Source organism: Sulfurimonas sp. (assembly GCF_032250635.1).
In the GTDB taxonomy this organism is placed as follows: Bacteria; Campylobacterota; Campylobacteria; order Campylobacterales; family Sulfurimonadaceae; genus Sulfurimonas.
Window position 1 is genome coordinate 1 of the sequence record NZ_JAVVFL010000108.1, and the last position, 7,670, is coordinate 7,670.

10 protein-coding genes and 1 pseudogene are annotated in these 7,670 nt (G+C 39.5%); 4 read left to right on the forward strand and 7 right to left on the reverse strand.

Annotated elements, in window-relative coordinates; translation table 11 throughout:
• The first annotated feature begins 250 nt into the window (after positions 1 to 250).
• A complete protein-coding gene (locus RQ763_RS07440) occupies positions 251 to 493 on the forward strand; it encodes a hypothetical protein (RefSeq protein WP_294929680.1) in 243 nt (80 codons plus the stop codon).
• A 102-nt stretch (positions 494 to 595) separates the two neighbouring features.
• Positions 596 to 1,378 carry a DUF3050 domain-containing protein gene (locus tag RQ763_RS07445; RefSeq protein WP_314152110.1) on the forward strand — a complete coding sequence of 261 codons (783 nt, stop codon included), beginning with the start codon at positions 596 to 598 and terminating at the stop codon, positions 1,376 to 1,378.
• On the opposite strand, the gene RQ763_RS07450 is transcribed toward RQ763_RS07445, so the two are convergent.
• The 4 genes from RQ763_RS07450 to RQ763_RS07465 are packed head-to-tail and all read right to left on the reverse strand — an operon-like array spanning position 1,375 to position 3,324.
• Positions 1,375 to 1,623, reverse strand: coding sequence for a thioredoxin family protein (locus tag RQ763_RS07450; RefSeq protein WP_314152112.1), 249 nt, complete (start codon positions 1,621 to 1,623; stop codon positions 1,375 to 1,377). The two genes, RQ763_RS07445 and RQ763_RS07450, sit on opposite strands and share 4 nt — an antisense overlap.
• 11 nt (positions 1,624 to 1,634) lie before the next feature.
• Positions 1,635 to 2,591: a permease gene (locus RQ763_RS07455; RefSeq protein ID WP_314152113.1), complete on the reverse strand. Its 957-nt coding sequence runs from the start codon at positions 2,589 to 2,591 to the stop codon at positions 1,635 to 1,637.
• 2 nt (positions 2,592 to 2,593) lie between these two features.
• Positions 2,594 to 3,004: an arsenate reductase ArsC gene (locus RQ763_RS07460; RefSeq protein ID WP_314152115.1), complete on the reverse strand. Its 411-nt coding sequence runs from the start codon at positions 3,002 to 3,004 to the stop codon at positions 2,594 to 2,596.
• Positions 3,001 to 3,324 carry a metalloregulator ArsR/SmtB family transcription factor gene (locus RQ763_RS07465; RefSeq protein ID WP_314152116.1) on the reverse strand — a complete coding sequence of 108 codons (324 nt, stop codon included), beginning with the start codon at positions 3,322 to 3,324 and terminating at the stop codon, positions 3,001 to 3,003. Before RQ763_RS07465 ends, RQ763_RS07460 begins: the two co-directional genes overlap by 4 nt.
• A gap of 120 nt (positions 3,325 to 3,444) precedes the next feature.
• On the opposite strand from RQ763_RS07465, the gene RQ763_RS07470 reads away from it, so the two are divergent.
• On the forward strand, positions 3,445 to 4,707 hold the full coding sequence (locus RQ763_RS07470; RefSeq protein ID WP_314152117.1) for an arsenic transporter: 1,263 nt from the start codon (positions 3,445 to 3,447) through the stop codon (positions 4,705 to 4,707).
• Between the two features lie 8 nt (positions 4,708 to 4,715).
• On the opposite strand, the gene RQ763_RS07475 is transcribed toward RQ763_RS07470, so the two are convergent.
• The 3 genes from RQ763_RS07475 to RQ763_RS07485 all read right to left on the reverse strand — a co-directional run bounded on the left by RQ763_RS07475 (position 4,716) and on the right by RQ763_RS07485 (position 7,317).
• Positions 4,716 to 5,435: a glucosaminidase domain-containing protein gene (locus tag RQ763_RS07475; protein ID WP_314152118.1), complete on the reverse strand. Its 720-nt coding sequence runs from the start codon at positions 5,433 to 5,435 to the stop codon at positions 4,716 to 4,718.
• Positions 5,432 to 6,682 carry an SPL family radical SAM protein gene (locus tag RQ763_RS07480; RefSeq protein WP_314152119.1) on the reverse strand — a complete coding sequence of 417 codons (1,251 nt, stop codon included), beginning with the start codon at positions 6,680 to 6,682 and terminating at the stop codon, positions 5,432 to 5,434. The genes RQ763_RS07475 and RQ763_RS07480 overlap by 4 nt, the downstream gene beginning before the upstream one ends.
• A 65-nt stretch (positions 6,683 to 6,747) precedes the next feature.
• The gene (locus RQ763_RS07485; protein ID WP_314152120.1) at positions 6,748 to 7,317 is read right to left on the reverse strand and encodes a hypothetical protein; all 570 of its coding nucleotides are present in this window, start codon (positions 7,315 to 7,317) and stop codon (positions 6,748 to 6,750) included.
• A 170-nt stretch (positions 7,318 to 7,487) separates the two neighbouring features.
• Between RQ763_RS07485 and RQ763_RS07490 the strand changes: the two are divergent.
• Positions 7,488 to 7,670, forward strand: a pseudogene (locus RQ763_RS07490) (hypothetical protein); the annotation flags it as partial.

The window sequence follows — 7,670 nt, forward strand, 5'->3', positions numbered from 1 at the left end:
CAGTTTATGCGTCCAAGTTCTAAATGTTGGTTCTGTTGCAATTTGTTTCCTTGTTATTCCGTCTGTCTCAAACATCTGTTTGAGAACTTTTTTGACATTATATCCTCTTTGACATACCAAACGCTATGGGCATACAAACATTGTCATAATTATGGCAATCTTAAAAATATTGAGATCTCAAAAGTGCTAAGAATATAAACAGAGGAATTTGATATTATTTGAAAAATTTAGATAAAACAAGGAAAACAATATGTTCAAGATCATTGTAGAAAAAGAGTGCAGCTGTTTTAAAAAAAGTGACTTGGTAAACGGTTTGGAGATCGCTTCAAAAGATGGCGCTCTTTTAAAATCTATCGAGATGAGAGACACTATGAACGATGAGTTCTGCGGCAAGCACAGCTTTAAAGTTCAAGAGGTAGGAGATAGTTTTGTTATCGCTATGAGCGACTCAACAAGCAACGGATGCTGCGGCGGCGGATGCGGAAGTCACTAAGACTTCCCTCCAGCGACAAAATCAGATCGTTATCTAAACCATTTAATTTCCCCCTTTTAATTTATGTATAATCTTGTTTCAAAAAAAATATAGGATTATATATTGACAACTTTCCCCCTTGAAAATGTAAAAAAATTAAGAAAAGAGCTTGCGACCCACCCTGTTTATACTGCCGTTACAGATATGAACGACCTAACAGTTTTTATGCAACACCACATCTACTCTGTTTGGGACTTTATGTCATTGGTTAAATATCTGCAAAACAAAATTGCTCCTGCACAGATACCATGGACTCCGGTTGGAGATGCGCAAGTACAACGTTTTATTAACGATATTGTGCTTGAAGAAGAGACAGATGAAGGTATTGCGCTAGAAGATGGAACACCAACATATACAAGCCATTTTAACCTCTACTTACAAGCTATGGAAGAGGTTAAAGTTGGAAGTAGTCAGCTTGCCAGAGAGTTTGTTTCTAAAGTTGCATCCGACTCTCTGGATATTGCGAGAAAAACAACCAAAATACCTTCTGCAGCGGAAGAGTTCATGCAAACAACATTCAACTTTATCAATGGTGACAAACCTCATGTTATTGCTGCAGCGTTTGCTCTAGGCAGAGAACATATCATTCCAGAAATGTTTCGTGCCCTTCTTGATAAAATGAATATCTCAAGAGAAGAGGCAGGTGTATTTTATTACTATTTAGACCGTCATATAGAGCTTGATGGAGACTTTCACGGTCCAATGTCCATGCGTATGCTTGAGCTATTGTGTGAAGATGATAAGGTGAAAATAGCAGAGGCAGAAGAAGCTGCCCTGCTTGCAATAAAAGCTCGAATCAAATTTTGGGATGGTGTCCTGCTGGCTATTGAGAGTAGTAAAAATTAGTTAACGCCAGAACTCTCGTTTATTAGCGAGAGGACCTCTTCTACGCTCAGAACTCTTCCGGTACTTACAACTTTGTTATCTATCACAAGCCCCGGAGTGCTAACTACCTGATACTTCATGATCTCCATAAGATCATCAACCTTTTCTATCTGAACGAACTTTCCGCTCTTTGCCACCGCCTCTTTTACAACCGCTTCGAGTGTCTTACACTTTGCACAGCCTGTTCCTAAAATCTCGATTTTCATCTGCTATCCTTTTATAAAATTATGTTAAATAGATACCCGACCAAGAGTATCCCAAAGCCGACCACGCCAAAAAATATCGCAATGAGTTTAAGAGAGAGGACTCTTTTTAGTATCATCGCTTCTGGCAGACTTAGCGCCACCACTGCCATCATAAAGCTAAGAGCCGTTCCAAGAAGCATCCCTTTTTGCGTAAGTACTTCTACAAGCGGCAATATCCCCGCCGCGCTGCTGTACATCGGTATACCCATCACAACAGCGATTATCGGTGCGTACCATGCATCACCGCCTGCATATTTACTAATAAAGTCAGCTGGAACATAACCGTGGATAAATGCGCCGATACCGACACCTACGATAACATAAAGATATATCTTTTTAAATATATCCGCCGTGTACTCCCACGCCTCTTTTGCTCTGTTTGAAAAGGTTATCTTCTCTTCATTAAAAGAGACTACATCTACGGGTTTTACTTCTATCAGAATCTCTTTTTCTAAGTTCATTGCGCCAATAATGAGTCCCGCGACAATAGCTATCAAAAGACCGACACCTACATAAAGCAGTGCGATCTTCCACCCAAAAAGCGAGAGAAGCAGAGCTATAACTACCGCATCGCTTAGGGGTGCAGAGATAAGGTAGCTAAATGTTACGCCAAGAGGGATCCTTGCCTGTAAAAAACCCAAAAACAGAGGAATGGCACTGCATGAACAAAATGGAGTGATGACGCCGAAGAGTGCTGCCAGTACATGCCCAGTTATCTTATGCTTGCCGCTTATGTATGCTCTTGCTTTCTCTACGGGAAAGTAGCTTCTTAATAGGGTGACAATATAGATAATGAGCAGAAGCAGTATAAAAATCTTTATGGTATCGTAGATGAAAAAGTGCAGAGCCTCGCCCAGATGACTCTCTTTTGCAAGTCCAAAAATATCAAAGAGAGCCCATGAGCTTAGATCGTGCAACCACTCAAACATGCTTAGTTACACAACTCTTTTTTGACAACGGGAAGAAGCTCTTTTTCTATAAGAAGAAGTGTCTTTTCATACTCCTCTTCCGCTTTTCCGCTTGGATCGTCAAACCCTATATGGATTGTTTTAACCGCTTTTGGAAACATAGGGCAGGTCTCTTTTGCGTGATCGCAGACCGTAACTACCAGATCAAACGCAGTATCTAAGACCGTCTCTATGACTTTTGAGTGATACTCATCCCTCCAGTAGCCGTAAGACCCCAAAAGCGCTTTTGCATGTGGATTTACCGCACCGCTTGCTTTTACGCCCGAGCTCTGTGCGATTAGACAATCACCAAGTTTTGCGTTTAAAAGTGCCTCTGCCATTATTGAGCGGCAGCTGTTTCCCGTACATAGGATCAATACATTTTTTTTACTCATAGTTTACACTCTCCTGTTTGTGATGATTTTTTTAACTTTGGAATTTCGATATCAAGATGTCTTATCTCTTGCAGTGCTTCGGTTCTGAAACGGTCAAGCGGACAACGCACAGAGTAGTACGCCCAAGTTCCTTGTCTATCAACACGCAGAAATCCCGCCTCTTTTAAGATTTTAAGATGGCGTGAGAGACGTGACTGAATCATCTCTAAAGAGTTTTGCAGATCGCAAACACAAGTACGGCCATGTTCGTCAAGAAAGCGCAGTATTAGAACTCTTGTTTCGTCATTGAGTGCCGCGACACTTTTTAAAAAGATATCCACAATGAGCTCCTCTGTTTAAATTGCAAAATTGTAGCGAAAAAATATTGTTAAATCAATATATGTTGATATTTAGATTTAATTCTGCTATAGTTTTGGTTTTTTAAATAATAGGAGTCATATATGGCACTGGCAATGTTTGTTTTTTTGGTTACCCTGCTTTTTATCATCTGGCAGCCGCGCGGTTTACAGATAGGCACGACTGCCGTTGCTGGAGCGGTTGTAGCTCTTGTAGTTGGGGTTGTAAATTTTGGAGATGTTATAAGTGTAATAGACATTGTCTGGGATGCGACTTTGGCTTTTATCGGGATAATCCTTCTCTCCATGATTTTGGATGAGATAGGTTTTTTCGAGTGGGCAGCGATAAAGATGGCAAAATTAAGTGGTGGAAACGGACACAAGATGTTTGTCTATATACTTCTGCTTGGTGCCATAGTTGCCGCATTTTTTGCAAATGACGGCGCGGCGCTAATCTTAACGCCGATACTCCTTGCAAAGATGAAGTACCTAAAGATGAAACCGCTGGCGATATTTGCTTTTTTGATGGCGGGCGGTTTCATAGGAGACAGCGCATCCAATCCTCTTGTTATCTCAAACCTTACAAACATTGTAACGGTAGGCTATTTTGATATCGGCTTTGTCGAGTATGCTAAAAATATGTTTTTGCCAAATCTGCTGAGCATTGCTGCTTCTATTGCGGTTTTGTGGATCTACTTTCGTAAAGATATCCCCTTTACAATCGACGTCTCAAAACTTCCCGAAGCCTCATCGGTTATAAAAAATCAGACCATGTTTAAGTTCAGCTGGTTTTTTCTTGCATTTTTAATGGTGGGTTATTTTATAGGCGATTACTACCATCTGCCAGTCTCTCTTTTTGCCCTCGGCGGCGCTCTGATTCTTTTGGTAATTGCAAATCACTACAAAGCGGTAAAACCAATTATGACCATAAAAGCCGCACCTTGGCAGGTTGTATGGTTTAGCATCGGTCTATATGTTGTCGTTTACGGTCTTAAGAACGAGGGGCTAACCGATGTAATAGCCTCTTGGATTAGAGAGCTAAATACGCACGGAGACTTTATTGCCATCATCGGAACCGGATTTCTCTCGGCAGTTGTAAGCTCGGTTATGAACAACATGCCGACAATCATGATTATGGATATAGCGATAGATCAGGTAGGTTACATCGGAAATGAAGCGCTTGTTTATGCAAATATCTTAGGCTCAAACCTTGGTCCGAAAATGACGCCGATAGGCTCACTCGCAACTCTTCTATGGCTACATGTGCTTGCTAAAAAGGGAGTGAAAATAGGGTGGGGCGAATATATGAAAGTAGGGCTTGTCATAACTCCGCCTGTGCTCTTTGTCGCACTTCTCGGTCTTGTGTAAAAAACCAATTAGTCGTAAAGATATAGTTTGTTATACCTTATGATTTTAGTTAAGTCATCGCCGTATTGTTCGCCGATTTCAGAGTAGTTCTCTAGCTTTTCGACTAGCAGATAGGGGTCGTCCGTCTGCATCTTAAGCTCTCTAAAGTCTTTGTAGGCTTTGGAACGGGCAAGTGTTTTGTAGTAGTCTCTGATGGAGTCCTCTATGCTTGAATACTTTTTCAGCCAGATGACTCTCTCGCCTCTCTGCTCCGAAGCCGCAATTCTCGGACCTTTTTTGCTTACCGACCACATGCCGTATAAGTTGTTTGCCTCTTTGAGAAATCTTGACTCCGCCCATGCGCTCTCCATCGCTGCCTGGGCAATGGCAATGCTTTTTGGATGAGGTTTTAGAGCCATTAAGAGCTCTTCGTCACTCTCTACTTTATAGATCTTTTTTAACTTTGATATTTTCTCTTTATACGCCGTATTTGTCAGATTTTGGGAAATCTCATTGTACTGCTCTTCCAGCTCGGCGTAAACTTTGTCTATGGCTGGAATTACAAGATTGCTAAACTCTCTCTTTTTTTCACTGACTGAGAGCATGCTGTTTTGTGGAGCCTCTTCAACTTTATGGGATTTTAGTGTATTTGGTACCGACTCTTTTTTTATAAATATTGTGTCATACAAAGCGAACAATATAAGAGATACCATATAGATATAGAGCAGGTTGTCAGATAAAAACTTCATATTAAAAACTCCATCTCTAGTTTTTTTGTATAGGCTCCAAGCATCGCTCTTTCAAAATCGTTGTTTGTCGAGTATTGGTAACCAAACGCCTCGCTCCACATCGCATGCTCTTCCATGCAGAGATAAAAAAAGACCTCTTTGTGCCATGGAGCAAAACTCTCATAAGCATGTCTGAACATCTCGACTTTTGTATCATGCGGGTAGGAGCTTTTGCCGTTTGCATCAACAAATGGCATCTGGGTAATCTTGCTTCTAAAATCCCGCTCACGAAGCTGTTTGATAACGGGTTTTATAAAGGTAAGTGTACCAAAACTAACAAGTGAGACCTCTTTTGCGTCAAACGAACTTATAAGCTCTTTGTAAACCGCTTCATATTCACTGAGATAGTTTTCATACTCGACTATTGGGTGAAAATGAAAACCGACCTTAACGCCTCTGTCCGCTACTTTTCTTGCGGCTTTAATCCTTTTCTCCAAAGAGGCACTCAAGTGCTCCTCGTTTTGAATGATCGTAGGCGTGTTGAGCGACCAGGTACAGAGTATATTTTTAGGTACATCGTTCTCTAAAAAGTATTTTACATTATCGGATTTTGTTTTAAATTCTAAAATAACATTTGGATTTTGCCTCGCAAAGTCAAAGAGCGCATCCAAGATGCCTTCTCTGTTTCCCCACAAAAGCGAGTCAGAAGATTGACCTGTACCTATATGGTAGGTTCTGTTTTCATCAAGTTTTAGATTTTTGAGCTTTGTTGCGAAATTGCTGTCAAAGGTCACGGTGTCTTGGTTGTAAAAAGATTGTATGGAGCAGTAAGAGCAGTCAAACCCGCAGCTCTCGACCGCATCAAGAGTTAGAAGATTGCAGCATCTTGTCTTTTCGCTAGCAACTGGGCAGAGTCCAAGCCCAAATCCCTCTTTTGCTTCGGTTTTGAAGGTAAACTTCTGCTCGTCTCTCTGGTTTTTAAGCTCAAAATCTTTGTAGGAGTTAGGTTTATTGCGCAGCTCTTCGTACGCTTTTTTAAGCCTTGAGAAAATAACTTTTTTTTGAGAGTGCTCCGGAAATATCTCTATGATGTTCTTTTCATTCCACATCTCAAGGTCTCTTGCGATGTCGATTATCTGCCTGATCTCCTGATGAGAAAACCTATACATGTAAGCCCTGGAGCGTATAAACTCCTGTTCACTTTGCGAGAGTTTGTGGAAAAAACTGTTTTGTATGCTCGCTTGAAATTTATCTTCATATATATTCATGGGCGGAATTTTAGCAGAATTGATATTTTTTTGAAATAATAATAGGATTAGTCTCTTTTAAGTTGTTAGGTATTTAATTTATTTTTTCCAGCTCTAACTAAAGCTTGATGTTGAATGAAAATATCATATCCTAAAGCATTCATTTTTTCGATGGCTTTCTTTCTTATTGGAGGTATATCACCATTTTCTAGATATTTAGGTATTGATGTTTGCCATCCATCACGCTCTGGAAAAGTATTTAAACCAGATACTTCAATAAACTCGAAAATTGTGTTTAATAATTTGTTTCGTGGATTTTCTAAATCATGATTGATAAATTCATATTCTGCATTATTCCATTTTTTTACAAACTCCCTTAAGTTATCAAGTTTTGATAATTTAAATGAGTTATGAAAATCATGCTCTCGGATAAATTCAATGCTTCCACTTGTTGAAGGTAAGTCATTTATAAATTCTTTAAACAGCTCTTTATCATGAGAGTTTTGAGAATTATGCGCCTGTAAATCCTTCACTTCTTGAAAAATCAAACTTGAAAGAAAACCAATAAACAATATTCCTGGCTCCCAATCTGGAGAAGATATTAACCATGCTTCAGCAAGAAGCAATGCAATTAAGTTAGAAAGTTTTAATATCATGTTTTTCTTTTTACTTACAATTATTTAATATAAGAACATTATACATATTTATATCAAAATAATAAAAAAAATATTAAAAACATGACAAAATGCAATAATTTTTAGATAAATTGATTAAAAATAGTAATATTCATAAAATTACGATGTTTATTGAATCTGAGGAGGTTGTTATGATTTTAGGAAAATGTCCTTATTGTGATGATGGTTCCATTGAGGTGCGTGACAAAGAGGTGAGCGGCAAAAAGGTTAAGCTCTATGCATGTACGAACGCTCACTGGAAAACGGAGGACGGCGAGATGTTTGAGTTGAGGGATGATGCTTCGTGCGAGTTTAGAATCTGGCAGAATAGCCTT

What these genes read in the sequence shown, in the direction of transcription:
- RQ763_RS07440 (WP_294929680.1), top strand. Translation starts at nt 251, where the DNA reads ATGTTCAAGATCATTGTAGAAAAAGAGTGCAGCTGTTTTAAAAAAAGT.
- RQ763_RS07450 (WP_314152112.1), bottom strand. Translation starts at nt 1,623, where the DNA reads ATGAAAATCGAGATTTTAGGAACAGGCTGTGCAAAGTGTAAGACACTC.
- RQ763_RS07455 (WP_314152113.1), bottom strand. Translation starts at nt 2,591, where the DNA reads ATGTTTGAGTGGTTGCACGATCTAAGCTCATGGGCTCTCTTTGATATT.
- RQ763_RS07460 (WP_314152115.1), bottom strand. Translation starts at nt 3,004, where the DNA reads ATGAGTAAAAAAAATGTATTGATCCTATGTACGGGAAACAGCTGCCGC.
- RQ763_RS07470 (WP_314152117.1), top strand. Translation starts at nt 3,445, where the DNA reads ATGGCACTGGCAATGTTTGTTTTTTTGGTTACCCTGCTTTTTATCATC.
- RQ763_RS07475 (WP_314152118.1), bottom strand. Translation starts at nt 5,435, where the DNA reads ATGAAGTTTTTATCTGACAACCTGCTCTATATCTATATGGTATCTCTT.
- RQ763_RS07480 (WP_314152119.1), bottom strand. Translation starts at nt 6,682, where the DNA reads ATGAATATATATGAAGATAAATTTCAAGCGAGCATACAAAACAGTTTT.
- RQ763_RS07485 (WP_314152120.1), bottom strand. Translation starts at nt 7,317, where the DNA reads ATGATATTAAAACTTTCTAACTTAATTGCATTGCTTCTTGCTGAAGCA.